The sequence below is a fragment of the Parahaemophilus parainfluenzae genome (assembly GCF_001053575.1).
Classification (GTDB): Bacteria; Pseudomonadota; Gammaproteobacteria; order Enterobacterales; family Pasteurellaceae; genus Haemophilus_D; species Haemophilus_D parainfluenzae_S.
Genome location: NZ_JVSL01000037.1, coordinates 72,888 through 98,748, shown reverse-complemented (window position 1 = coordinate 98,748; position 25,861 = coordinate 72,888). Strand labels below are relative to the sequence as shown.

At 40.2% G+C, this 25,861-nt stretch carries 26 protein-coding genes; 19 read left to right on the top strand and 7 right to left on the bottom strand.

Features of this window, described 5'->3' with window-relative positions; all coding sequences use genetic code 11:
• The first annotated feature begins 27 nt into the window (after positions 1-27).
• The 3 genes from pepE (at position 28) to AC979_RS07995 (ending at position 3,386) form a co-directional block, all read left to right on the top strand.
• Positions 28-732 carry a dipeptidase PepE gene (gene pepE, locus AC979_RS08005; protein WP_049373763.1) on the top strand — a complete coding sequence of 235 codons (705 nt, stop codon included), beginning with the start codon at positions 28-30 and terminating at the stop codon, positions 730-732.
• A gap of 17 nt (positions 733-749) precedes the next feature.
• Positions 750-2,045 carry a C4-dicarboxylate transporter DcuC gene (gene dcuC / locus AC979_RS08000; protein ID WP_049373762.1) on the top strand — a complete coding sequence of 432 codons (1,296 nt, stop codon included), beginning with the start codon at positions 750-752 and terminating at the stop codon, positions 2,043-2,045.
• A 69-nt stretch (positions 2,046-2,114) separates the two neighbouring features.
• A complete protein-coding gene (locus AC979_RS07995; protein WP_049373761.1) occupies positions 2,115-3,386 on the top strand; it encodes a M20 family metallo-hydrolase in 1,272 nt (423 codons plus the stop codon).
• A gap of 99 nt (positions 3,387-3,485) precedes the next feature.
• On the opposite strand, the gene AC979_RS07990 is transcribed toward AC979_RS07995, so the two are convergent.
• The 6 genes from AC979_RS07990 to AC979_RS07965 form a co-directional block, all read right to left on the bottom strand.
• Positions 3,486-3,926 carry a SoxR reducing system RseC family protein gene (locus AC979_RS07990; protein WP_049373760.1) on the bottom strand — a complete coding sequence of 147 codons (441 nt, stop codon included), beginning with the start codon at positions 3,924-3,926 and terminating at the stop codon, positions 3,486-3,488.
• Positions 3,920-4,687: a class I SAM-dependent methyltransferase gene (locus AC979_RS07985; protein WP_049373759.1), complete on the bottom strand. Its 768-nt coding sequence runs from the start codon at positions 4,685-4,687 to the stop codon at positions 3,920-3,922. The genes AC979_RS07990 and AC979_RS07985 overlap by 7 nt, the downstream gene beginning before the upstream one ends.
• Complete coding sequence (gene trmA, locus AC979_RS07980) at positions 4,669-5,760, bottom strand: tRNA (uridine(54)-C5)-methyltransferase TrmA (RefSeq protein ID WP_049373758.1); 1,092 nt, start codon at positions 5,758-5,760, stop codon at positions 4,669-4,671. Before trmA ends, AC979_RS07985 begins: the two co-directional genes overlap by 19 nt.
• Before the next feature lie 101 nt (positions 5,761-5,861).
• Positions 5,862-6,197 (bottom strand): DUF413 domain-containing protein, encoded by a 336-nt coding sequence (locus AC979_RS07975; RefSeq protein ID WP_032804166.1) that lies wholly within the window; start codon positions 6,195-6,197, stop codon positions 5,862-5,864.
• 55 nt (positions 6,198-6,252) lie between these two features.
• Entirely contained in the window at positions 6,253-6,858 is a 606-nt protein-coding gene (gene dsbA, locus AC979_RS07970) for a thiol:disulfide interchange protein DsbA (RefSeq protein ID WP_049373757.1), read from the bottom strand.
• A gap of 10 nt (positions 6,859-6,868) precedes the next feature.
• A complete protein-coding gene (locus AC979_RS07965; protein WP_049355575.1) occupies positions 6,869-7,135 on the bottom strand; it encodes a YihD family protein in 267 nt (88 codons plus the stop codon).
• 66 nt (positions 7,136-7,201) lie between these two features.
• Here AC979_RS07965 and mobA point away from each other — a divergent pair, with 66 nt between their 5' ends.
• The gene (gene mobA, locus AC979_RS07960) at positions 7,202-7,768 is read left to right on the top strand and encodes a molybdenum cofactor guanylyltransferase MobA (RefSeq protein WP_049373756.1); all 567 of its coding nucleotides are present in this window, start codon (positions 7,202-7,204) and stop codon (positions 7,766-7,768) included.
• 78 nt (positions 7,769-7,846) lie between these two features.
• Positions 7,847-8,698 carry a protease HtpX gene (htpX, locus tag AC979_RS07955; protein WP_192829122.1) on the top strand — a complete coding sequence of 284 codons (852 nt, stop codon included), beginning with the start codon at positions 7,847-7,849 and terminating at the stop codon, positions 8,696-8,698.
• 52 nt (positions 8,699-8,750) lie between these two features.
• On the opposite strand, the gene AC979_RS07950 is transcribed toward htpX, so the two are convergent.
• Positions 8,751-10,199, bottom strand: a complete 1,449-nt coding sequence (locus tag AC979_RS07950) for an aminoacyl-histidine dipeptidase (RefSeq protein ID WP_049373755.1) — start codon at positions 10,197-10,199, stop codon at positions 8,751-8,753.
• Between the two features lie 111 nt (positions 10,200-10,310).
• On the opposite strand from AC979_RS07950, the gene gpt reads away from it, so the two are divergent.
• The 14 genes from gpt (at position 10,311) to fruK (ending at position 25,860) form a co-directional block, all read left to right on the top strand.
• Positions 10,311-10,769, top strand: coding sequence for a xanthine phosphoribosyltransferase (gene gpt, locus AC979_RS07945; RefSeq protein ID WP_049364228.1), 459 nt, complete (start codon positions 10,311-10,313; stop codon positions 10,767-10,769).
• A 79-nt stretch (positions 10,770-10,848) separates the two neighbouring features.
• On the top strand, positions 10,849-12,078 hold the full coding sequence (locus tag AC979_RS07940; protein ID WP_049373754.1) for a phosphoribosyltransferase: 1,230 nt from the start codon (positions 10,849-10,851) through the stop codon (positions 12,076-12,078).
• Positions 12,079-12,113: 35 nt separating this feature from the next.
• Positions 12,114-15,593 (top strand): DNA polymerase III subunit alpha, encoded by a 3,480-nt coding sequence (gene dnaE, locus AC979_RS07935; protein ID WP_049373753.1) that lies wholly within the window; start codon positions 12,114-12,116, stop codon positions 15,591-15,593.
• Between the two features lie 79 nt (positions 15,594-15,672).
• Entirely contained in the window at positions 15,673-16,212 is a 540-nt protein-coding gene (gene pyrR / locus AC979_RS07930) for a bifunctional pyr operon transcriptional regulator/uracil phosphoribosyltransferase PyrR (RefSeq protein WP_041918208.1), read from the top strand.
• 77 nt (positions 16,213-16,289) lie between these two features.
• On the top strand, positions 16,290-17,222 hold the full coding sequence (locus tag AC979_RS07925) for a peptidylprolyl isomerase (protein WP_049373752.1): 933 nt from the start codon (positions 16,290-16,292) through the stop codon (positions 17,220-17,222).
• Between the two features lie 63 nt (positions 17,223-17,285).
• On the top strand, positions 17,286-18,335 hold the full coding sequence (gene mltG / locus AC979_RS07920; protein WP_049373751.1) for an endolytic transglycosylase MltG: 1,050 nt from the start codon (positions 17,286-17,288) through the stop codon (positions 18,333-18,335).
• Positions 18,335-18,967, top strand: coding sequence for a dTMP kinase (gene tmk, locus AC979_RS07915; protein WP_049373750.1), 633 nt, complete (start codon positions 18,335-18,337; stop codon positions 18,965-18,967). The genes mltG and tmk overlap by 1 nt, the downstream gene beginning before the upstream one ends.
• Positions 18,964-19,944: a DNA polymerase III subunit delta' gene (locus tag AC979_RS07910; protein WP_049373749.1), complete on the top strand. Its 981-nt coding sequence runs from the start codon at positions 18,964-18,966 to the stop codon at positions 19,942-19,944. Before tmk ends, AC979_RS07910 begins: the two co-directional genes overlap by 4 nt.
• A 7-nt stretch (positions 19,945-19,951) precedes the next feature.
• Positions 19,952-20,734, top strand: coding sequence for a YchF/TatD family DNA exonuclease (locus tag AC979_RS07905; RefSeq protein ID WP_049373748.1), 783 nt, complete (start codon positions 19,952-19,954; stop codon positions 20,732-20,734).
• Between the two features lie 26 nt (positions 20,735-20,760).
• Positions 20,761-21,285, top strand: a complete 525-nt coding sequence (locus AC979_RS07900; protein WP_049371396.1) for a DUF1523 family protein — start codon at positions 20,761-20,763, stop codon at positions 21,283-21,285.
• A gap of 112 nt (positions 21,286-21,397) precedes the next feature.
• Positions 21,398-22,708 carry a hemolysin family protein gene (locus tag AC979_RS07895; RefSeq protein WP_049373747.1) on the top strand — a complete coding sequence of 437 codons (1,311 nt, stop codon included), beginning with the start codon at positions 21,398-21,400 and terminating at the stop codon, positions 22,706-22,708.
• A gap of 81 nt (positions 22,709-22,789) precedes the next feature.
• A complete protein-coding gene (locus AC979_RS07890) occupies positions 22,790-23,320 on the top strand; it encodes a hypothetical protein (RefSeq protein WP_049373746.1) in 531 nt (176 codons plus the stop codon).
• Positions 23,321-23,394: 74 nt separating this feature from the next.
• Positions 23,395-24,915, top strand: a complete 1,521-nt coding sequence (fruB, locus tag AC979_RS07885; RefSeq protein ID WP_049373745.1) for a fused PTS fructose transporter subunit IIA/HPr protein — start codon at positions 23,395-23,397, stop codon at positions 24,913-24,915.
• A gap of 3 nt (positions 24,916-24,918) precedes the next feature.
• Complete coding sequence (fruK, locus tag AC979_RS07880) at positions 24,919-25,860, top strand: 1-phosphofructokinase (protein WP_049373744.1); 942 nt, start codon at positions 24,919-24,921, stop codon at positions 25,858-25,860.
• The last annotated feature ends 1 nt before the right edge of the window (position 25,861 follow it).

Genomic DNA, 25,861 nt, shown 5'->3' with positions numbered 1-25,861 from the left:
CTAAATGCCTCTAAAAAGGAGTAGAAAATGAAAAACATGTTACTGCTCAGTAGCTCAAAATACAAGAACACAGGTTATCTTGAACACACCATACCTTGGTTACAAAATTTTCTGACTGATTATCGTGGTAAAACAATTGCTTTTGTGCCTTATGCTGGGGTACGCCGCACTTTTGATGAATATGAAAAAACTGTGCAAAATGCACTTTCTGATTTAAGGATGAATATTGTTTCCGTTCATCATGGTAAACAGCATCGAGATATCATTGAACAAGCAGATATCATCGCTATTGGCGGCGGGAATACATTTTGTTTGTTAAAACAACTTTATGAACACAATTTGATTGATATCATTCGTGAAAAAGTGAATAACGGTACGCCTTATTTTGGTTGGAGTGCTGGGGCCAATGTAGCTGGCGCATCTATTATGACAACTAATGATATGCCGATTACTTATCCTCCTTCATTTCAAGCATTACAGCTTTTTCCTCATCAAATTAATCCGCACTTTATTTCAGGTAAAATGCAAGGTCACAATGGTGAAAGCCGAGAAGAACGTTTGGCAGAATTTTTACTCGTTAATCCAACCGCACTTGTATATGCATTGCCTGAAGGTTCTGCGCTTCATATACAAAATGAAATGGCAACTGTGTTGGGTGAAAATCCTATTTTGTGCTTCAGTGAAAATATGGAATGTGGCACATTTGACATCAATACAACTTTTTCTTATTAACTTAAAAGGAATATATAATGGAATTATTTAAATCCATCGTTGCAGTGGTTGGCATTATTGCCACAATTTATTTTCTAATTAAAAAAGCCGAAACCCGAACCGTTTTGATTGGTGTTGGTTTAATAATGTCCATTCTGACGCTTAATCCAATGGGCGCATTAGATGCTTTTGCCAAAAGCATGACATCTAGCGGATTAATTATGGCTATCTGTTCCAGTATGGGTTTTGCTTATGTAATGAAATACACTCAATGTGATACTCATCTGGTACATTTACTTACCAAACCATTAAGCGGATTAAAATTCTTCTTAATTCCGATTGCAACAGTCATCACCTTTTTCATCAATATTGCTATTCCTTCTGCTGCTGGTTGTGCAGCTGCGGTTGGTGCAACATTAATTCCTGTTTTAAAAAGTGCGGGTGTTCGACCAGCTACTGCTGGTGCAGCTATTTTAGCAGGGACTTTTGGATCAATGATGAGCCCGGGTTCTTCTCACTCAGCAATGATTAGTGAAATGTCAGGCTTAACTATCACTCAAGTAAACCTTTCACATGCGCCATATAGCATGACTGCGGGAGCAATAGGTGCGGTTGTTTTAACAATTCTTGCACTTGTTTTTAAAGATTATGGTGAACAACATCGTGAAGCTTATCTTGCAGAACAAAAAGAAAGTGAAATTAAAGTTGTTGAAGGCGTCAATGTACTTTATGCCCTTGCACCATTAATACCATTAGTTATTTTAGTAATTGGTGGAACGTCATTACAACAAGTACCAGGTCTTGAATGGACTAAAATGGGAGTTCCTCAAGCGATGCTTATTGGCGCAATTTACGGCATTATAGTAACTCGTATTTCCCCAGTAAAAATTACTGAAGAATTTTTCAATGGTATGGGAAATTCTTATGCAAACGTACTTGGTATCATCATTGCAGCTAGCGTATTTGTAGCAGGATTAAAATCTACGGGCGCAGTTGATGCTGCAATTTCTTTCTTAAAAGAATCCAACGAATTTGTACGTTGGGGTGCAACAATTGGACCATTCTTAATGGGCTTAATTACAGGCTCTGGCGATGCAGCAGCGATTGCCTTTAACACTGCCGTCACGCCACATGCTGTAGAGCTCGGTTACACTCACGTAAATCTTGGTATGGCAGCAGCTATTGCTGGTGCAATCGGTCGTACCGCTTCACCAATTGCAGGTGTAACCATTGTTTGTGCAGGCCTTGCGATGGTAAGCCCAGTAGAAATGGTAAAACGTACCGCACCAGGTATGATACTTGCTGTTTTATTCTTAGCATTATTTATGTTGTAGAAATAGTAAAAAATTGACCGCACTTTATTTAAGTGCGGTCTGTTTTTATAGACTTTTAAAGGAGAAAAAATGAACTTAGATTTAAATCAACTTGTTAAATGGCGTCGTGAATTTCATCGTTTTCCAGAAATTGGTTGGAGTGAATTTTGGACAACTTCTCGCATTGCGGATTACTTGGAAGACTTAGGTTGTTTTGAAATTTTTCTTGGCAAACAAATTATAAATCCGAACTTTGTTCGTGGACGAAAACAAGCCGTAGTAGATAAAGGTTTAGCTAATGCAAAAGCCTATGGAGCTAATGAAAAATGGCTCGAAAAAATGGAAGGGTACACTGGTTGTGTGGCATTATTTGATTCAGGTAAACCAGGGAAAACCATCGCGTTACGCTTTGATATTGACTGTGTGAATGTAACAGAAACTCGTTCATCCGAGCATATTCCAAATAAAGAAGGTTTTGCCTCAATTAACGATGGTTTTATGCATGCTTGTGGACATGATTCACATATTACAATAGGTTTAGGTGTTGCATTATGGATCGCTCAGAACAAAGATAAACTCACTGGAAAAGTAAAAATTGTATTCCAACCAGCAGAAGAAGGTGTTCGAGGTGCAGCAGCCATTGCACAAAGTGGCATAATTGATGATGCAGATTATTTTGCTTCTTCACACATTAGTTTTTGCGCGAATACAGGCACAGTCATTGCTAATCCAAGAAATTTTCTTTCCACTACAAAAATTGATATTCGCTATAAAGGTAAACCTGCACATGCAGGTGCTGCTCCCCATTTAGGTCGTAATGCTTTATTAGCTGCAGCGCATACAGTCACTCAACTTCATGGTATTGCACGCCATGGTGAAGGCATGACAAGAATTAATGTGGGTGTGCTAAAAGCGGGTGAAGGACGAAATGTCATTCCATCCTCTGCTGAATTACAATTAGAAGTGCGTGGAGAAAATAAAGCAATTAATGAATACATGACTGAACAAGTCATGCAAATAGCCAAAGGTCTCTCCATAAGTTTTGATGTAGCGTATGAAACTGAAATTGTAGGTGAAGCAGTGGATATGAATAACGATGTTGAACTTATAAAACTCATTGAAGAAATATCCCTTGAACAACCACAAATAAATAACGTAAATTCAGATTATGCTTTTAATGCAAGTGAAGATGCGACTATTTTAGGTAGATGTGTACAAGAACATGGGGGCAAGGCTATTTACTTCATTCTTGGTGCAGATCGCACAGCAGGTCATCATGAAGCTGAATTTGATTTTGATGAAAATCAATTGCTTACTGGGGTTAATATTTATACTTCTTTAGTACAAAGATTATTATCTTAATAGAAAAGCCCACATCTTCATGTAAGTCTTTTGAGTTGCAATAAGCTAAGTACAAAAGAGCGGTTGAAAATTAACTTGTTTTTAACCGCTCTTTTTTATTTAGGATAAAACTCTCAGCAATACCGGCTGAAATTCCGTTTGTTGGCCGAGTTTTCGGGTGTAACGTTTAACCATTACAAAGGAAAGTGCGGTCAAAATAAAGATTAAAATCGCACGGATAAGTTCATTTTCACTGATATAGTTGGAGAGTAATGTTGCAACTAATAGAGTGAAAAGTGGCACGATATACATTAACAGTGCGGAGAAAAGTATGGATTTTTCTTCTAGACCAATTTCTACCATTTGACCTGCACGGAGTGGCGTGATGGTTTCGAGCGTGAAGATATGCTCGCCTCGCTTGCCATTGAGTTCAGAAAGGGAAGCTGTTCCACAGGCTTCTCTAGCCGAACAAGCTCCACAGGCACTTTGTGATTGACATTTCACTTTAGCAAGACCGGTTTCCGCATCATAGCTCATCACAACTGCACTTTCTTTTAGCATTGCTCTTCTCCCATATAAATATCAAAGCGGTGATTTTTGGTTTCACGACTAACATGGGGTGCTTTTTGCGCTAAAAATTCTGCATAATCAGGACGTTTTACCACCACACGTTTACGGGCTAATTGTAGCGCAGGTGTCAAGAGCTCATCGGAATCCAAATCTGCACCAACCAAATGTTGGAATATACGCATTTCTTTTTTAACTAGGGCGGATTTTTGCTTATGTGGATACATTGGATCTAAATACACTACATCGGCACTCTCGGTTTGTGGATTAAGTTCGGCAATATGATTAACATCTAGTAAGCGCATATTTTGTTGCATCATGTCACCTATTTCTGCATCCTGATAGGCACGATTGAGACCATCCTGCAATAGCAAATATACTACTGGATGACGTTCTACTAAGCGCACTTGGCAACCGATAGAAGCTAAAACAAAGGCATCTCGACCAAGTCCTGCGGTGGCATCAATCACGGAAGGTAATTCAGTTCCCTTAATGCCTACAGCTTTGGCAATAGCCTCGCCACGTCCACCGCCAAATTTACGACGATGCGCCATCGCACCAGCTACGAAATCTACAAACACATCGCCCAGCTTAGGCTCGTCTAGTTTACGCAGGGCAAGATGGGTTTCTGTTCGCACCAATGCAAGTGGACTTTCAGTACAATGCTCGATACCAAGAGGGGAACAAAGTGCGGTCAATTCTGACAATGTTCCCGCTTCGGCAAGCAGTTGAATTTTTATTTTCTCACCAGCCATACGCCGCTTTCCATATGATCTGTGTAAGGGAATTGATCAAACAGCGCCGCTTTTTCAATGCGGTGGGTTTGGCTTAGGGCTTGCAAATTCTCACAAAGGGTATGTGGATTGCAGGAAATATACAAAATACGATCGTAATTCTGCACCAGTTTTACCGTGTCAGGATCAAGTCCTGCTCGTGGTGGATCCACAAAAATCGTATTGCATTGATAGGCTTTTAAATCAATACCTTTTAAGCGATTAAACTCACGTACGCCATTCATTGCTTGGGTAAACTCTTCTGCGGACATACGGATAATTTGCAGATTATTTATCTTATTTTCTGCAATATTAAATTGTGCGGCCGCAACAGATGGCTTAGCGATTTCGGTAGCAAGCACTTTACGGAAGTTTTGTGCAAGGGCGATGGAGAAATTGCCGTTACCGCAGTACAGTTCCAATAAATCCCCTTGCGAACCTTGGGTGCAATCAATCGCCCATTCCAACATCTTGCAATTTACCGCTGCATTAGGCTGGGTAAAGCTGTTTTCCACTTGGCGATAAACATAATTACGCCCTTTCACTGGTAACACTTCATCGACAAAATCCTGCTCTAAACAGATTTTTTGTTTACTCGCACGACCAATCAGCTGCACATCAAAACCAAGTTGTTGTAATTCTTCTTTTAAGCGTGTAGCAGCGCTTTGCCATTCTTCTGTGAGTTGCTTGTGGTAAAGCAGGCTTACAATAATCTTATTGCTGAGCGTGCTCAAATAATCAATTTGGAACAGTTTTTTATGTAATACTTCCTGCGTTTTTAACAATGGCAGTAAGGTTTTCATCATGTGATTGATCAGTTCGCTGGCAATTGGGAATTCATCCACTCGATAACGCTGCAAGGTGCTTTGATCAAACATGATGTGATAAAAATCGCCTTTATCATGCCAAATACGAAATTCCGCACGCATCCGATAATGGCTAGTCGGTGAATCAAACACGGCTATTTCTGGGGCGTTAAAGGGCTGCAAAAGTGCGGTCAGTTTTTCAGTCTTTTTTTGCAGGAGTTCGGTATATTGGGAAATCGGTAGTTGCATTGATGTTTACGTTTGAATGATAAATATCCCACAGCCCTTGGCAAGCATGGGGATTGAGTAAAAAAGCAAAAGGCAAGCTTCTGCCTGCCTTTTAAAATGTATTATTCGCCAGAATAATCTTCGCCGCCAGAAGCCGCTTCGCTCACATCACCAGATAAGGTGTAAACACGTTTTGTTGTGTTAATGCGAGTACGATATTTATTCCAGGTTTTTTCGAAGAAAGTTTCTGGTGCACGTTCACCACGGCAAAATGCAACAAATTCTTTTTCTTCTTTTGTCGCTGGCTTGCGCTCGCCTGAATCTAATGCTTTAAACGCTTGACCATATTGCTCTAATACTTGGGATTCTTTGATTGTATAATCACCGTGACGGGAAAATCCGCGTGGGTAGTTTTTGTCGTCAAAAAAACGACGAGTAACACTGAAACTAGCAGCCATAAAATCATCTCTCTTCTTTATATTTAAAAACGGCAGGCATTAAACCAATTTTTTTTTATTTTTGCAATAAACCTTTCACGGTTTCTACATAATCTTTGACGAAATCGTCGTAATTTAAACCTTCAGGGTTTACACGGTATTTGCCATTGACATAGAAATCAGGTACGCCATGTACTTGGAACTGTTCCGCTGCATTCACTTGTTTATTCACTAAACCGTTTACAGCAAAGCTGTTGATGTTGTTATCAAATTGTTCAGCAGTAACCCCGTTATCAATGAAGATTTTGCGAATATCGTCCATTGAGCTTAATTTATCTTGTTGTGCCGCTTCAAATAAAGGCGCTTTCACTTTGCTTTCTGCACCAAGTGCCATCGCTAATGCCCATGCGCGAGTGAGGTTTTCAGATTGACGACCTAAGAAGTTAACATGATATTGTTTAAATTCAGTGCCTTTTGGTAAGCTTTCTGCAACTTGTTTTGGAATGTGGTATTCCATTTCAAAGGCATAGCAATGCGGGCAGTAGAAAGAGAAAAATTCAATCACTTCAGGCTGTGCAGAAGCGGTTTGACCCACTTGAACGTATTGTTTACCTTCTTCTAAATTAGCTGCGAATGCGTTAAATGAAAATAAAGCACCGAGTAAAAATAAAACTTTTTTCATTTGTTTTTCCTTATTTAATAATTCCGCGAGCTTTTAACAAGGCGGTTTTAAAATCTTCTTCATAATCTTTTTTGATGCCTGGAATTGGCTCAAATTTATCTGTGCCGTGCATTTTTAAATGATAAATAATAATTTCATCAGATAATTCTGCTACAGGTTTATCAAAACCTGCTTCATCAGCAATTTTTTGCAGAATTTGTAGCAAGCTCAGATCTGGGTCTTTAGACCAATAAGGTTGTAAAAGTTCCAATACTTCATTTAAACGCTTACATTTCATTGCTATTTCCTTTTAAATGGAGAAAAATAAGGCTAGATCATACTTCAAATAAGGCAATAAGAAAATATGGAATACACAATAAGTGCGGTTATTTTGGCAGGAGGAAAAGCGCGGAGGATGGATGGTGCGGATAAAGGCTTGCAGCTTTTACAAGATAAACCATTAATTAGCCATGTGATTGAACGCTTACAACCTCAAGTGATTGATATTTCAATTAATGCTAATCGTCACCATGCGGAATATGCACAATGGGGTTTTCCTGTATTTTCAGATGAATTGCCTGATTTTCAGGGGCCATTGAGTGGTATGTTGACAGCACTCGAACAAGCTAAAACGGATTTTGTACTTTTTGTGCCTTGTGATAGCCCGTATTTTCCACAAAACTTATTAGAAAAATTAAAAAGTGCGGTTAAAAATGACCGCACTTTAATTGCTTATGCAAAAGATAAGGAGCGTGAACACCCGACATTTTGTTTGATGTCCGTTCAGCTTAAAGAGAAGTTACGTGCTTATTTAAACGAGGGCGAACGTCGCTTATTACAATTTATGAACAAAAATGGCGCGGTTGCTGTCCAATTTGACGAACAAGAAGGACGATTTGTAAATTTTAATACCTTAGAAGATTTACAATAAATTATTTGTTTAACCTTGAATTTTGTAAAAAATTCTCCATTATTGCAGTGTTTACTTTCTATTTTATTGAGGAACTTTATTATGATGCGAATCCTTTTATTTTTAGCCACTAACTTTGCTGTGATGCTTGTGTTAGGGATTATTTTAAATGTGACCGGTATTGCAGGAAATAGTACAGGTGGCATTTTAATTATGGCGATGCTTTTCGGTTTTGCCGGATCATTGATTTCGTTATTTTTATCAAAAACCATGGCATTGCGCTCTGTGGGCGCTGAAGTGATTACCGAGCCACGTAATCAAGCTGAACGTTGGTTGGTAGAAACGGTACGCCGTCAAGCGCAACAAGCAGGCATCCCAATGCCAGATGTGGCGATCTACCATTCTAATGATGCGAATGCTTTTGCTACGGGTGCGACTAAAAACAATTCTTTAGTGGCGATTAGTACAGGCTTATTAAACTCCATGACGGAAGAGGAAGCTGAAGCAGTATTGGCTCATGAGGTCTCACACATCGCGAACGGTGATATGGTGACAATGACTTTATTGCAGGGCGTATTGAATACCTTCGTGATTTTCTTATCTCGCGTGATCGCCAATGTGGTAGCAAGTTCTCGTAATGGCGATGAAGAAAGCCGTAGTTCAGGCATTTATTTCTTGGTTTCAATGGTGTTAGAAATTGTATTTGGTATTTTAGCGAGCATTATCGCGATGTGGTTCTCACGCTATCGCGAATACCGCGCAGATGCAGGCTCTGCACAACTTGTCGGTAAAGAAAAAATGATTGCGGCATTGCAACGTTTACAACAAATTCATGAGCCGCAAGAGATGGAAGGTTCACTTAATGCCTTTATGATTAACGGCAAACGTAGCGAACTCTTTATGAGCCATCCTCCACTTGAAAAACGTATCGAAGCATTACGTAGTTTATAAAAGATAAAAAAATAAAGGGCTAAATGTAATATTTAGCCCTTTTATTTGTAGATTATTTAATATCCGCTAAGACTTTAGTGAGTAACTCCCAGTACGTTTGTACTGTTGAAATTTGGACTTTTTCATCAGGCGAATGCGCATTGCGAATAGTTGGCCCCACAGAAATCATCTCAATATTCGGATAATGTTCTTTCAACAAGCCACATTCAAGCCCTGCATGAATCACTTTAATCTCAGGCTCTTTGCCAAGCACTTCTGCATAATGTTTTTTCATTAATGTCAAAATTGCCGTGTCATTTACTGGTTTCCAACCAGGGTAAGAACCTGAAAATTCAACTGTTGCACCAGTGAGTTCAGCGAGTGAGGTTAAGGTTTCTTCTACATACTCTTTACCACTTTCAATAAGCGAGCGAATAAGAATGGTACCTTTGATTTTATCTTCAAGGGGTTTTAATACACCAATGCTCAACGAGCTTTCCACCACGTTTTTGATGACATCACTGTTGCGGATCACGCCATTTGGTAAGACGTTCAGCAAATTAATCACTTTTTTGGTGGTTTCAAGCGTGAAGGTTTGTTGTGGATTTTCAACTTGCTCAGCGGTTAAGGTTAAGTTTGGCTCAGCGATAGCAAGCTCTTCTTTCAATAAAACTTCAAAATTTTTGACTGCACTTTTTACGCTTTCTACATCATGATTGAAACAAATAGTTGCGGCGGCTTCACGTGGAATCGCATTACGAATTGAGCCACCACGAATTTCTGCAAGGGCAAAGTGCGGTTGATTTTGTGAAAGTTTTGCTAATAAACGCGCCAATACTTTAATTGCATTCGCACGTGTGGTGTGAATATCACAACCAGAGTGACCGCCTCGCAAACCTTTTAAGTTAATTTGTAAGGTGTGGCTGAATGGATTGTTTTCACGGTGAACAGGTAGCTCAACATTCGCATTTACCCCACCAGCACAACCAATATAGATTTCACCGATTTCTTCGGTATCGGTATTAATTAGGATTTCTGATTTTAACCAGTTGCGGCGAAGGTGTACGGCACCATCCATGCCGGTTTCTTCAGTCATGGTGAGTAACACTTCAAGTGGTGGATGTGCAATATCGGTACTTTCCAATACCGCTAAGGTTGAGGCTAAACCAATACCGTTATCCGCGCCAAGTGTCGTACCTTGTGCTTTTACCCAATCACCGTCGATATAAGGGCGAATCGGGTCTTGGGTAAAATTATGAGGATTGCCTTCATTGGCTTGTGGCACCATATCTAAATGTGCTTGTAAGACAACGGGTTGGCTGTTTTCCATTCCTACTGTGGCTGGTTTACGGATTAATACATTACCGGCTTCATCACGCTCAGCAAAAAATTGTTTTTCTTTCGCCCAGTTAACAATAAAGGTCGCGAGTGCATCTTCGTGATGAGATGGATGTGGAATCGCACAAATTTGATCAAACCATTTCCAAAGTAATTGCGGTTGTAATGTGATAATTTCTGACATAATGAACTCCTTTTTTCATTAAAATTTTTGCGGAAATCATAGCATAAAACGCCATTTCAGGTTAAAATTCCGCAATTTTTTTATTTAGCGACAAAGTTTAAGGTATTTGTTATGAGCGAAAAATATGTTGTGACTTGGGATATGTTCCAAATGCATGCCCGCAAATTAGCGGAACGTTTACTTCCTGCCACTCAGTGGAAAGGTATCATTGCAGTAAGCCGTGGTGGTTTATTCCCAGCAGCGGTACTTGCTCGCGAATTAAATATTCGTTTCGTAGAAACTGTGTGTATTGCCAGTTATGATCACGATGAACAAGGTGCATTAAAAGTATTACACCGCGCAGATGGTGATGGTGAAGGAATGATCGTGGTAGACGATTTGGTAGATACCGGCAATACCGCTCGTGCAATTCGTGAAATGTATCCAAAAGCAAAATTCGTCACGGTATTCGCAAAACCTGCAGGTGCTGAGTTAGTGGATGATTACGTGATTGATATTCCACAAAACACTTGGATTGAACAACCTTGGGATTTAGGTTTAACTTTCGTGCCACCATTGGCAAGAAAATAATAAAACCTGAATATAAAATTTCGTTACGCCGGTGCTTTCATAGTTCCGGCGTAATAATTATGACCAATTTATTTTGATTATGAATAATATCGACGCACAAAAAGCGCTAGAGCGATCTTACGTTTCTTCACTTGAAAATAAAGAATATGATGAAGCAGTCAAGCTGGCTGAAACGCTTTGCTTGCTTGATCCCAATAATCCCGAATACCCTCATAAAATTGCTTATGTTTATTTGCAACAATTAAAATGGGAAGAGGCGATTGAAGCAGAATTAAAAACATTAAAATTAGATGCACAATATATTCCGGCTTTAGATTTATTGGCACATGCTTATGGTGCCGTAGACAATTGGGAGCGTTCAGGCTTTTATGGCAGTTTAGCTCTTGAGTTGAAAGATAAAGCTATTCCCGTTCCGACACAGGAAATGCTCCCAGCTCCTGCACCTAAAAATGGTAAACGAATTATTGCATTTTCTTTATTTGGTAATAACTCTAAATATATTGAACCGGCTGTATTAAATACACAGGTTTCTCCGATGTTATTCCCTGGTTGGGTATGCCGTTTTTATGTAGATGATTCAGTTTCTACTGGAGCAATTCAGCGATTAAAAAATAATGGTGCAGAAGTGGTTTATGTTACTTCACCAGTGAATAAATGGCCTGGTGCAATGTGGCGTTTTCTCGCCATTAATGATCCTGAAGCTGAGTATGTGATCTTCCGTGATGCTGACTCCGTGGTTTCTCACCGAGAGAGTGAAGCCGTGGCTGAATGGATTGAAAATGGTCGCTCATTCCATACGATGCGTGATTCAGGTTCTCATACCGCACTTATTTTAGCGGGGATGTGGGGCGCTAAAGCTGGCGCTGTGCCTGATATGGAAGTAAGAATTCAACGTTTTGTTGATAAGGGTTACGACTCTCGTCATTTTGCCGATCAGGATTTCCTTGCTGAAGAGTTGTGGGGCTATATTCGCCAAGATGTATTCGCTCATGATAGAGTATTTAATTTCTGTGATGCAAAACCTTTCCCTGGAGAGTTTTATCCTAATTACCAAATTGCGCATTGCGAAGGAGCAAGCGTTTTTGATGCGAAAACCTCTTTTGAAGAAGGGTGCAAAGTCAGATGGACGTTATACTCAAAAATATCGCCTATGGTGAATGTTGATTATTCCTTTATTCGTGTGCCTGAATTTAAAGTTTGCAGCTATGAAACTACAGTAGAGAATGGTCGATTTGAAGCGTCAATACCAAGACGTTATGGATTCGCTTTTAAAGAAGGCTTAGCTAGAATAGATATTAAAAAAGCCTAAGTTATCTGTTTTAACTATCAAAATAAGGATTATTGATGTCAACTCAACCGCGTTTTGTACACCTTCGTACACACACCGATTTTTCAATGATTGATGGTATCGTAAAAGTGAAACCATTGGTCAAAGCGTGTGCAGCAAATAATATGGTCGCATTGGCATTAACCGATTTTACTAATTTTTGTGGCGTGGTGCGTTTTTATGGTGAAACCCTTTCTTCGGGGATTAAACCGATTATTGGTGCCGATGTTCATGTTAAAAGCGAGTTATGCGGTGAGGAATTATTTACGCTTACTTTACTTGCTAAGAACAATGAAGGCTATAAAAACATCACCTTATTGCTTTCAAAAGCCTATCAACGCGGCTATGTGGACTTGCCTTATATCGACCAGGAATGGTTGATTGAACACCGTGAGGGTGTAATTGTTTTATCGGGTGGCACACAAGGCGATATTGCAAAAAAACTCCTTAAAGAAAATAGCTCTGAGGCGGAAAGTGCGGTCAGTTTTTATCAAGAATTTTTTCCTGACCATTTCTACCTTTCTCTTTCCCGAACGGGTCGTCCTGATGAAGAACGTTATATTCAAGCTGCATTAAAACTTGCTGAAGCACATGATTTACCGCTTGTGGCGACCAATGATGTGGTTTTTCTTGAGCCTGATGATTTTGAGGCGCACGAAATTCGTGTCGCTATTCATGATGGCTATACCCTTGACGATCCGAAACGTCCAAAACGTTATACCGAGCAACAATATTTCCGCTCAGAAGAAGAGATGTGCGACTTATTTGCGGACATTCCTTCTGCACTTGAAAATACGGTATTAATAGCGCAACGCTGTAATGTGACTTTGCGTTTGGGGCAATATTTCCTCCCTCAATTTCCAACTGGCGAGCTGAGCACGGAAGATTATTTGGTGATGAAATCCAAAGAAGGCTTGGAAGAGCGTTTGGCATTTTTATTCCCCGATGAAAAAGTACGGGCAGAAAGACGACCGGAATATGATGAGCGTCTTCAAGTCGAACTCGATGTGATCAACCAAATGGGCTTTCCAGGTTACTTCTTAATCGTCATGGAGTTTATTCAGTGGTCAAAGGACAATGATATTCCGGTAGGGCCTGGGCGTGGTTCTGGTGCGGGTTCATTGGTCGCTTATGCACTAAAAATTACTGATTTGGACCCCCTTGAATTCGATCTTCTTTTTGAGCGTTTCCTCAATCCAGAGCGTGTTTCCATGCCCGATTTCGACGTGGATTTCTGTATGGATGGACGGGATCGTGTTATCGATCATGTGGCAGAAACCTATGGTCGTGGTGCGGTATCACAAATTATTACCTTCGGTACCATGGCAGCCAAAGCGGTAATTCGAGATGTGGGGCGTGTATTAGGCTATCCTTATGGCTTTGTGGATCGTATTTCGAAAATGATTCCACCTGACCCAGGCATGACTTTAGCCAAGGCTTTTGAGGCTGAACCACAGTTACAAGTGGCATATGATTCAGATGAAGAAGTCAAGGCCCTAATTGATATGGCGCGTAAGCTAGAGGGTGTCACGAGAAATGCGGGTAAACACGCAGGTGGTGTGGTGATTTCGCCTTCTTTGATTACAGACTTTGCACCACTTTATTGCGACAACGAGGGACTTCATCCTGTTACCCACTTCGATAAAAATGATGTGGAATATGCCGGTTTAGTGAAGTTTGACTTCTTAGGTTTGCGTACACTCACCATTATCAAATGGGCACTAGATATGATTAATGCCCGCCTTACTCGTGAAGGCAAACCGTTAGTCGATATTGCCGCTATTCCATTAGATGATCCTGAATCTTTTGAGTTGCTGAAGCGATCTGAAACGACTGCCGTATTCCAGTTGGAGTCGCGCGGGATGAAAGATTTGATTAAACGCCTGCAGCCAGACTGTTTTGAAGATATTATCGCGTTGGTGGCACTATTCCGACCAGGTCCATTACAATCGGGCATGGTGGATAACTTTATTGACCGTAAACATGGTCGTGAAGAAGTGTCTTATCCTGACGCAAACTATCAACATGAAAGCCTTAAACCGATTTTAGAGCCAACTTACGGTATTATTTTGTATCAAGAGCAAGTCATGCAAATTGCTCAGGTGTTAGCAGGTTATACTCTTGGTGGTGCGGACTTATTACGTCGTGCGATGGGTAAGAAAAAACCGGAAGAAATGGCGAAACAGCGCTCTGTGTTTAAAGAAGGTGCTGAGAAAAATGGTGTTGATGGCGAGCTTTCCATGAAGATTTTCGACTTAGTGGAAAAATTTGCCGGCTATGGTTTCAATAAATCGCACTCTGCTGCTTACGCATTGGTATCTTACCAAACCCTTTGGCTGAAAACCCATTTCCCTGCTGAGTTTATGGCCTCGGTAATGACCTCGGAAATGGATAATACGGATAAAATTGTTGGCTTGTACGATGAATGTTTACGTATGGGCTTAAAAGTTACCCCACCGGATATCAATGTAGGGAAACATCATTTTAGTGTGAATGAAAATGGTGAGATTGTTTACGGTATCGGCGCCATTAAAGGTGTGGGGGAAGGTCCGATTGATGCATTGATTACCGCTCGTAATGAAGGTGGCATTTTCAGAGATTTATTTGATTTATGTGCTCGCGTTGATTTGAAGAAAATTAATCGTCGTACCTTTGAAAGTCTGATTATGTCGGGTGCGTTTGATAAGTTAGGGCCACATCGTGCGGCGTTATCTAAGAATCTAGAAGATGCACTCAAGGCCTCTGATCAGCATGCAAAAGATGAGGCCATGGGGCAAACCGATATGTTCGGTGTGCTAACAGAAACACACGAAGAAGTGGAAAATGCTTACGCTCATACGCCACCTTACACAGAAAAACAAATTTTAGATGGTGAACGTGAAACCCTTGGTTTGTATTTAAGCAGCCATCCGGTAAGTCGTTATTTAAAAGAGCTTTCTCATTACAGTTCTACTCGATTAAAAGATCTTACTCCGAATCGCCGTGGGCAAATTAGCACAGCAGCTGGTTTGTTAGTCTCAACTCGTTTTGCAACAACGAAAAAAGGCAATCGGATTGGTATCGCAACCATTGATGACCGTTCTGGACGTTTGGATTTAACCCTATTTGGAGAAAGTTTAGACCAATTTGGTGAAAAACTGCAAAAAGATACGGTTGTGGTGGTATCTGGCCAGGTAAGTTTTGACGATTTTTCAGGCGGATTAAAAATGTCTGTACGGGATTTGATGACTTTAGATGAGGCGCGTTCCCGTTATGCGAAATCTTTGGCCATTAGCTTGTCCGAGGAGCAGATTAGCCCAAGTTTTATTAAGAAACTGAAAGAAATGTTAGAACCTGTTAGTGGCGGCACTTTACCAATTAACGTATATTATCAAAGTGCAAAAGGCCGTGCGTTATTGCGTTTAGGGATTCAATGGTCGATTACACCAACGGATGAGATTCTAACAGAATTGGTGAATTTGCTCGGTGAAAATGCGGTAGAGCTAGAATTCGGTTAATATTCCAGTAAGAGTGCGGTCAAAAAAATCAGTGTTTTTTAACCGCACTTTAGGCGATATAAACAAAGCGAGAGATAAAATGGAAAAAATCATTATTGATGCAGACAGATTTTTACGCACCATTTCACGTATTTCCCATGAAATTATTGAAAAGCACCAAGATTTCAATAATGTGATTTTAGTTGGGGTAAAACGTCGTGGAGCAGAAATTGCAGAATTGATTCAACGTCGCATTGAAGAATTGAATGGTGTAAGTCTTCCAATGATGGAATTGGATATCACGTTTTACCGTGATGACTTAGAGTATGTTGAACCTGAAAATCCAACTCCTGTGTATAGTGGTGCCTCCAGTTATATGAATATTCAGGGTAAAGAAGTCATTTTAATCGATGATGTACTATTCACTGGAAGAACCATTCGTGCTGCAATGGATGCGTTAACGGATTTTGGTCGAGCAGCTAAAATTGAATTGGTGATTTTAGTGGATCGCGGACATCGTGAATTGCCGATTCGGGCAGACTATGTAGGTAAAAATGTGCCGACTTCCCGTGATGAACAAGTTCAGGTGCGTACATTAAAATATGATGGTTGTTATGAAGTGGCATTATTGCCTAAATAACGATCAGCCTATTGTGAACCTTTGATAAAATTGATAATCTAACGAGCATTATCCTATTATTTTTTAAGACAACTAAAATGAAAAAATCAATGTTAAAATCTCTTTTATTTGCCATGATCGGTCTGTTTACTTTTTCTCAAGTACAAGCAGAAGAACGCGTTGTGGCGACCGTAAATGGTACACCAATTTTACAAAGCCAAGTGAATGCTGTGATGGGTAAAAAAGGTAGCCAACGTGCAGCATTAGATAAGATTATTGATGATATGCTGACAGAGAAAGCGATCAAAGAATCAGGTGTAAAAGTAAACCAAGCGGAAGTAAACCGTATCGTAGAAGATATTGCAGCGAAAAACGGTTTAACTTATGGTCAATTCTTAGATGCGCTCGATTATCAAGGCATTTCCTTAAATGCATTTAAGCAACAAATTTCTCGCCAAATGTTAATGGCGGGTGTGCGTAACCATGCTATTCAAAATAGCGTAGATGTGACTCGCGAGCAAGTGGATGCATTGGGTAAACAAATGCTTGATGAAGCAAAAGCAAAAGGCACGGCGCAAAAAGTGATGGGCAAAGAGTATGAAGTTCGTCATATTTTATTAAAATTAAACCCATTGCTGAATGATGCGCAAGCAAAAGCAGAATTAGAGCGTATTCGTAGTGAGATTATTTCTGGCAAAATGACATTTGCTGATGCCGCATTAAAATATTCTAAAGATTATTTATCAGGCGCGAATGGCGGTAGCTTAGGTTATGCCTTCCCAGAAGCTTATGTGGGCCCATTTGCAAAAATGGTTGAAACAACCCCACAAGGTACCATTTCTGCACCGTTTAAATCTGAATTTGGTTGGCATATTCTCGAAGTAACTGGCAGTCGTGATGGCGATAAAACAGAAGATGCCTATCGTCAAAAAGCTTATGAACAAATTGTTAATAGCCAATTACAAGATGCAACCAAAGACTGGGTGAAAGCATTACGTAAAAATGCTGATATTCAATATTTCGATAAATAACAGAAACCGTTAGAATAAGGGGGCATTTTGCCCCTTTTGTCGTTTTTATAAAATGAGTGACGCATGAAAAAATTTTTTGTCTTTTTACTGATTCTTCTGCTTATTCTTAGCGGTGTTGGTTTTTTGGGTTATCAAAAACTAACGGAGTTTGTTCATACGCCGGTGAATGTCACGCAAGATCAATTGCTGACAATTGAGCGAGGAACCACAGGCAGTAAACTTGCCGCTTTATTAGAGCAAGAAAAAATTCTTGAACATGCCGATTTATTACCTTGGTTATTGAAATTACAACCGCAACTCAACAAAGTGAAAGCGGGGACTTATTCTTTAACGGGCGTGAAAACGTTACAAGATTTATTGGATATGCTCAATTCCGGCAAGGAAGCGCAATTTAGCGTGAAGTTTATTGAAGGGAAAACGTTCAAGGAATGGCGTAAAAACCTTGAAAGCGCACCGCACTTAAAACAAACCTTGCAAGGTAAAAGTGATAAAGAAATTATGGCGTTATTAGATATTCCAGCCGTTGCAAAAGCCGTTTACGAATGGAATAACATGGATGGGTGGTTGTATCCAGATACCTATAATTATACGCCAAATTCGACTGATCTTGAATTATTAAAACGTTCAACGACTCGTCTACAAAAAGCCTTGGATAAAGCATGGAGTGAACGCGATGAAAATCTCCCATTAGCGGATCCGTATCAAATGTTGATTTTGGCTTCTATTGTGGAGAAAGAAACGGGTATTGCGGCGGAGCGCCCACAAGTGGCTTCCGTATTTATTAATCGCTTAAGAGCCAATATGAAACTACAAACTGACCCAACCGTGATTTATGGAATGGGTGAGAGTTATACCGGTAATATTCGTAAGAAAGATTTGGAAACGATAACCCCGTACAATACCTATATGATTGAGGGGCTACCACCAACCCCAATTGCGATGGTGAGTGAAAGTGCTTTGCAGGCCGTGGCGCATCCAGCAAAAACAGATTTTTATTATTTTGTTGCCGATGGAAGTGGTGGTCATAAATTTACTCGTAATCTGAACGAGCATAATAAAGCAGTGCAAGAATATTTACATTGGTATCGTAACCAACAAAAAGGAGCCCACTAATGCAAGGCAAATTTATCGTGATTGAAGGGCTAGAAGGTGCAGGTAAAAGTACCGCCATGCAAACGGTGGTGGATACATTAAAATCCCTTGGTGTAAATGATATCGTGTTTACTCGTGAGCCAGGCGGTACACCGTTAGCAGAGAAATTACGCCATTTAATCAAACATGAAACAGAAGAGCCAGTTACGGATAAAGCCGAATTATTGATGCTTTATGCGGCACGAATTCAATTGGTAGAAAATGTGATTAAGCCAGCATTGGCAGAAGGTAAAATTGTGCTAGGTGATCGACATGATATGTCTTCACAGGCCTATCAAGGCGGTGGGCGTCAGTTTGACCAAACGCTTATGGCGAATTTAAAAAATATGGTATTAGGCGATTTTGAGCCTGATTTTGTACTGTATTTAGACATTGATCCTGCAGAAGGGCTTGCTCGTGCTAGAGGTCGTGGTGAATTAGACCGCATTGAACAACAAGGACTCGATTTCTTCCATCGTACCCGCCAACGTTATTTGGAATTGGTGCAGAACAACCCGAAAACCGCCATTATTAATGCGGGTCAGCCTTTGGAACAAGTACAAGCAGACATACAAAGTGCGGTCAAAAATTGGTGGGTTTCACAAGCAAAATGAGCGAACTTTATCCTTGGTTAGTGCCTACTTATCACAAAATTAGCCAAACTTTTAGCGAAGGTTTGGGGCATCATGCATTATTGATTAAAGCTGATCAAGGTCTCGGTGCTGAAGGTTTGTTTGAGGCTTTAACAAAACGCATTATGTGTCAAACGCCAGATAATGTACCTTGTGGCCATTGTCATGCTTGCCATTTAATGGCAGCGCACAGTCACCCTGATTTTCATGTTTTAGCCTCTCAAGAAGGCAAAGATATTGGTGTTGATCAGGTAAGGGCAATTAATGAGGTTGTCAGCCAACACGCGCAACAAAACGGCAATAAATTAGTATATATTCAAGATGCAGAACGTCTTACGGAAGCGGCAGCTAATGCATTGCTCAAAACCTTGGAAGAGCCACGTCCGAACACGTATTTCTTATTGCAAACAGAACCTTCCTCTTCGTTGTTAGCGACTATTTACAGCCGTTGCCAAGTGTGGAATGTGCCTTTGCCAACGGAAGCAGAAGCCTTAACTTGGCTTTCTTCTCAATTTCAGGCAGAAACATCCGAATTATTGACCGCACTTGCGATGAATTTGGGTCGTCCACTGTTAGCATTGGAAACACTTCAACAAGGATTAATTGAACAACGGAAGAATTTCCTACGTCAATTTTGGCTGTTTTATCGTCGTCGTTCGCCTTTGGAAATTTTGCCTTTCTTTGAAAAAGAACGCACCGTACAGCAAGTAGATTGGATCTTAGCGTTTTTAAGCGATGCCATTAAATACAAACTCGAAATACAAAGTGGCTGGCAAACACTTGATCTTAAAACAGGTGTAACTCAATTTGCAGACGAGCAAACAGCGCTTGGGTTATTAACCGCAAATAAAATTATGCAAAAAGTACGCTCGGATTTACTCACTATCAACGGCATTAACACAGAATTAATGTTATTAGATGGTTTGACAAAGTTAATTACCGACGTATTTAAGGACTAAATAAATTATGTTTATCGTAGATTCCCATTGCCATTTAGATGCATTGGATTATGAAAATTTACACAAAGATATTGCTGATGTAGTGGCTAAAGCCAATGCACGAGATGTGAAGCATTTATTGGCGATTGGCGTAACATTAAGCCGTTTTGAAAAAGCTTACCCTGAGTTAGCAAAATTTCCGAATGTGTCTTTAGCTTGCGGCGTGCATCCATTAGATCTTGAAGAAGAACCTTACGATGCCGAGCGTTTATTATGTTTATCCCAAGATAAAAAAGTGATCGCAATTGGCGAAATTGGTTTGGATTATTATTACAGTGCAGATAATAAGGCATTGCAGCAAACGGTTTTTGCCGATCAAATCAGAATTGCTAATGAAGTGGATAAACCCGTAATTATTCATACGCGTTCAGCGCCAGAAGATACTATTGCCATGTTGAGTGAGCACCATGCAGAAAAGTGCGGTGGATTAATTCATTGTTTTACGGAAACCTTGGATTTTGCGAAAAAGGCACTTGATTTAGGGTTTTATATTTCTTGTTCGGGTATTATTACCTTTAAAAATGCGGAAAGTATTCGAGAAGCCATTCGTTATGTACCAGCAGATCGTTTGTTAGTTGAAACGGATTCGCCTTACTTAGCACCCGTGCCTTATCGTGGCAAAGAGAACCAGCCTGCCTATACGCGAGAGGTGTGTGAATATGTGGCAGCGTTAAAAGGGCTGTCTATGGAAGAATTTGCACAAATTAGTACACAAAACTTCGAGCGTTTATTTAAAATTAATGTACAATAAATCATCGATTTAAATGAGAGAGTGTTATGCGTAAGTTTTTTAAATACTTTTTATTTTTAGTGGTCTTTGTTTTTCACGGCTTTATGTTTGCTGTGGTGGACTACGTTTTCCCACACTATGATGTAACGCGAGTAACGGGTGTGGAAGTGAAACGTGTGGATAAAGATGGTCCGATTACAAAATCGAATCCGGCTGATGGTCCAACGCGCGATGTGTATTTTATCAATACACAAAATGATGATGGCAAAATCATGGTGTATCGTAATGAAGATACCCGTTGGGGTTTTCCATTCTATTTCAAATTTGGTTCAGCGAACTTACAGGCTCAAGTTCAAGCCTTGGGTAATGAAAACAAATTAGTACAAATCAAGTATTACGGTTGGCGGATGACGATGTTCGATGAATATCGCAATGCCGTTGCGGTGAAAGAAATCAGTGGCGATGTGACACCAAGCCATCCGATTTTATCTTGGGTATTCTATGCTTTCTTATTAGTTACTCTTTTCCTTTCTATCCAATTTGTACGTGGCTGGTTCGACAGCGAAAATTAGCGTTTCTCAAATATGGGGCGTCATAGAACGCCCTCACAATTTAATAATAACATTCCTAACCTAAAAACCAGCGGTAAATTGACCGCACTTTAAAACCAATAAAGAGAACATTATGAGTTTATCTGCAGCGATTTTTATTTTAATCGTATTAATTATTGTCAGTGCAATCTTGTCATCAGCTGAGATTTCTCTCGCGGGTGCAAGACGCATTAAACTACAAACGTTGGCCAATGAAGGCAATATCAAAGCGGAGAAAGTTTTAAAATTACAGGAACAGCCAGGGCGTTTCATTACTGTAGTACAAATTGGACTTAATATGGTTGCCGTACTTGGTGGTGTGATTGGTGAAGCAACCATTAGTCTTCACTTACAGAGTTTTTTACATGAATACACCACGGCTGAATGGGTTGAGCCAGCCTCCTCTTGGATTGCCTTTTTCATGGTAACCATAACATTTGTTTTATTAGCCGATTTAATTCCGAAACGCCTCGCACTGATTAATCCTGAAGGTGTTGCACTGCGGACTATTGGCATTATGCAAGCCTTTATTTTCTTATTGAAACCCATTGTATGGTTTTTTGATGGTCTTTCTAATATCTTCTTCCATTTAATGGGGGTATCCACTAAGCGCGAAGACAATATGACATCAGAAGACATTGTGGCTATCGTAGAGGCTGGAGCGGAAGCAGGTGTGCTAAAAACACAAGAGCATTATTTGATTGAAAACATTTTTGAGATGCAAGAGCGCACCGTGTCTTCAACCATGACGACCCGTGAAAATATCGTATTTTTAGACCGCACTTTTACTCGTCAGGAAGTGTTGAATACCTTATCGGCAGACTCTCATTCTAAATTAGTGATCTGTGATAATGGCTTGGATAAGATTTTAGGTTATGTGGAATCACATACCTTATTAACACTCTATCTTCAACAAGAAGTAGTGGATTTAACGGATAGCCGTTTATTGCGTAAAGCGTTATTTATTCCAGATACGCTGTCGTTATACGAAGTATTGGAGTTGTTTAAATCCACAGGTGAAGATTTCGCCATTATCGTCAATGAATATGCACTTGTTGTGGGGTTAATTACTTTAAACGATGTGATGAGTATTGTGATGGGCGAATTGGTTTCTAACGAAGAAGAACAAATTGTCAGCCGTGATGAAAACTCTTGGTTAATCGATGGTGCAACGCCGCTTGAAGATGTGATGCGTGCTTTAGATATTGAATCTTTCCCAGATGAAGAAAACTATGAAACCATCAGTGGCTTTATGATGTATATGCTACGCAAAATCCCGAAAAAAACCGATTTTGTGTTATACGATAAGTATAAATTTGAAGTTATTGATACCGAAAACTTCAAAATTGATCAAATTTTAGTTTCTATTGTCAAAGACAGCGGTGTGAGCAAAGAATCAGCGTAGTACTAGGCGTTTCCTTGCTTAATCCCCCATTCTAAGTATAATTAACGGCGGTTTTAACCGCCTATAAATAAGGAAAATTTAATGTTAAAAAAAATCTCGGTATTCTTTGTAGCAGTAATGCTTGCAGGTTGTTCTTCAATTTCAGATATGACCTCTTACATTCCGTTTATGGGTAAAGACAAAAAGGTCATTGATTTAGATAAAGATAAAATCGACCAAAAATCTTACGCGGCAGCTTATGAAGCCACTGTGGCAACCTATAAAGATCGTGTAACAAAAAATTTCTTTGTGGATAATTTTGCAAGTGGTGCAAATGACTGGTATCTCGGTCGTATTGTTGTGCCAATCAAACAAATTCAAGATAAACTCTACACAGGTGGCCATGATTCTGATGTGTATGCTTACTACAGTGGTGTGTTGCATGCAGAAGCATTACAAACCAACTTCAGCCGCTTAAGCGCGAATTGTTGGCAAAAAGTGGATTCACCAAGTGTGACACAAGGGATCTACGATGCAATGCGTGATTTGCAAAAAGGCAAAGAGCGCGGTGAAAATGACGCTTACATTTCCCAAGGTAGCGAAATGCTACTCAAAGCCTGTACCGGCCAATAATCAATTTGAGCTGTTGATGAGTGCTCTCATCAGCAGCTTTTCTTTTTTTAAATCATCAATGTGAAGGAGCAAGAATGTTAGAACTTTCGGAAAGCAACATTCATTTAAATGCTACGGCAACAAATAAGCTGCAAGCTATTGAAATGGCTGCAAGTGCGTTAGAGCAAGCTGGCAATGTTGAACAAGGCTATTTGCAAGGCATGCTTGGACGTGAACAACAAACCTCCACTTTTTTAGGCAATGGGATTGCGATTCCACACGGTACATTAGAAACCCGTTCAATGGTGAAAAAAACTGGTGTGCAAGTTTTTCAATTCCCACAAGGTATTGAGTGGGGAGAAGGCAATATTGCTTATGTTGTGATTGGTATTGCGGCCCGTTCTGATGAACATCTTGCTTTACTTCGTCAATTAACGCATGTTTTAGGTGATGAAGACACTGCAGCACAGCTAGCGACATTAACAGATGTTGAAAAATTCCGTGCGATTTTGTTAGGTGAAAGCGATGCTTTTAGCATGACTGAAGAAACATTAAGTTTAGATATTGAAACGCAAAGTTTGCTCACCCTTACCGCCATCAATGCAGGTAAATTACAACAGCAAAGTGCGGTTGAAAATAGCTTTGTTTCTGAAGTGGTCTCCAATTCTGCTCTGCCACTAGGCAAAGGGTTATGGGTAACCGATGCCGTATCAGGTAACTTGAAAAATGCGTTGGCATTCAGTCGTGCGAAAACCATTTTTAATCATAATGGCAAAGCGGTGAAAGGTGTATTGACGATTTCGGCTGTCAGTGACCAAATCAATGAGACGTTAGCACGTTTATTGGATGATGAAGTACAAAATATTTTATTAAGTGGTAATACGCAGCAAATTTTGACCGCACTTAATGGTGGTAAAGTGCCGGCTTCGCCAGCTACTCAATCTGAAGACCAAATCGCGACAGGTGCAGTGATTGGTACCTTTACTATTCGTAATGAACATGGCTTACATGCTCGCCCAAGTGCGGTGCTTATTAATGAAGTGAAAAAATTCGCCTCCAAGATTACCGTACAAAATCTTACTCGAGAAACCGCACCAGTTAGTGCAAAAAGCTTGATGAAAATTGTGGCATTAGGTGTCACTCAAGGTCATCGCTTACGTTTTGTTGCTGAAGGTGATGATGCGAAACAAGCCATTGAAGCCTTAGGTAAGATTATTGCGAGTGGGCTTGGTGAAATTGTCTCTGCCGTGCCACCAGCTGAACCAGATACTATTGAGGTAAGCAGTGAGCACGCACCACAAATTCACGAAGAAAAAACTGGTTTACCAGCCGATGCCATTGAAGCCGTATTTATGATTCGTAATGAACACGGTTTACATGCTCGTCCAAGTGCGGTACTGGTTAATGAAGTGAAAAAATACAATGCGTCTGTTGCGGTACAAAACTTAGATCGTGATACCCAATTAGTCAGTGCAAAAAGTCTAATGAAAATTGTGGCGCTCGGTGTCGTGAAAGGTCACCGCTTACGTTTTGTGGCGAGTGGTGAAGAAGCTCAACAAGCGATTGACGGTATTGGTGCAGTCATTGAAAGCGGTTTAGGTGAAGGTAAGGAGTAAGTGATGGCAAAAGTAGCAACAATTACCTTAAATGCCGCTTACGACTTAGTCGGGCGTTTGCCGCGTATTGAAATCGGCGAAGTGAATACTGTTGAAACGCTCGGTCTTTTCCCTGCCGGAAAAGGCATTAATGTTGCCAAGGTGTTGAAAGACTTGAGCGTAGAGGTGGCCGTTGGTGGCTTCTTAGGGGAAGATAACGTCGGTGATTTTGAAACCTTATTTAAAAAACAAGGCTTGGAAGACAAATTTCACCGCGTTGCGGGCAAAACTCGCATTAACGTAAAAATTACGGAAACCGAAGCGGATGTAACAGACTTAAATTTCTTAGGTTATCAAATCACTCCAGAAGCTTGGCAGCAATTTACAGCAGATTCATTAGCGTATTGCCAAAACTTTGATATTGTTGCGGTATGTGGCAGTTTACCGCGAGGTGTGAGTCCTGAATTGTTCGCGGATTGGCTTAATCAGTTGCATAAAGCTGGTGTGAAAGTCGTATTAGATAGCAGTAATGCCGCACTCGCGGCTGGTTTGAAAGCGCATCCTTGGTTGGTGAAACCAAATCATCGCGAATTAGAAGCGTGGATTGGTCATCCGTTAAATTCTCTTGATGAAATTATTGCAGCGGCTAAAAAACTTAAAGCAGAAGGCATTGCTAATGTGATTATTTCGATGGGGGCAGACGGTTCTTTATGGCTGAGTGATCAAGCTGTTATTCAAGCTCAACCACCTAAATGTAAAAATGTGGTGAGCACTGTAGGCGCAGGCGATTCTATGGTAGCTGGCTTAATTTATGGTATCGAAAAAGGCTTATCTCAAGCGGAAACTTTAGCGTTTGCAAGTGCTGTTTCTGCCTTTGCTGTTTCGCAAAGCAATGTGGGCGTGAGTGATATCGTCTTGCTTGAGCCAATTCTGGCGAATGTCAAAATTTCTGTGATTGAAGGATAAT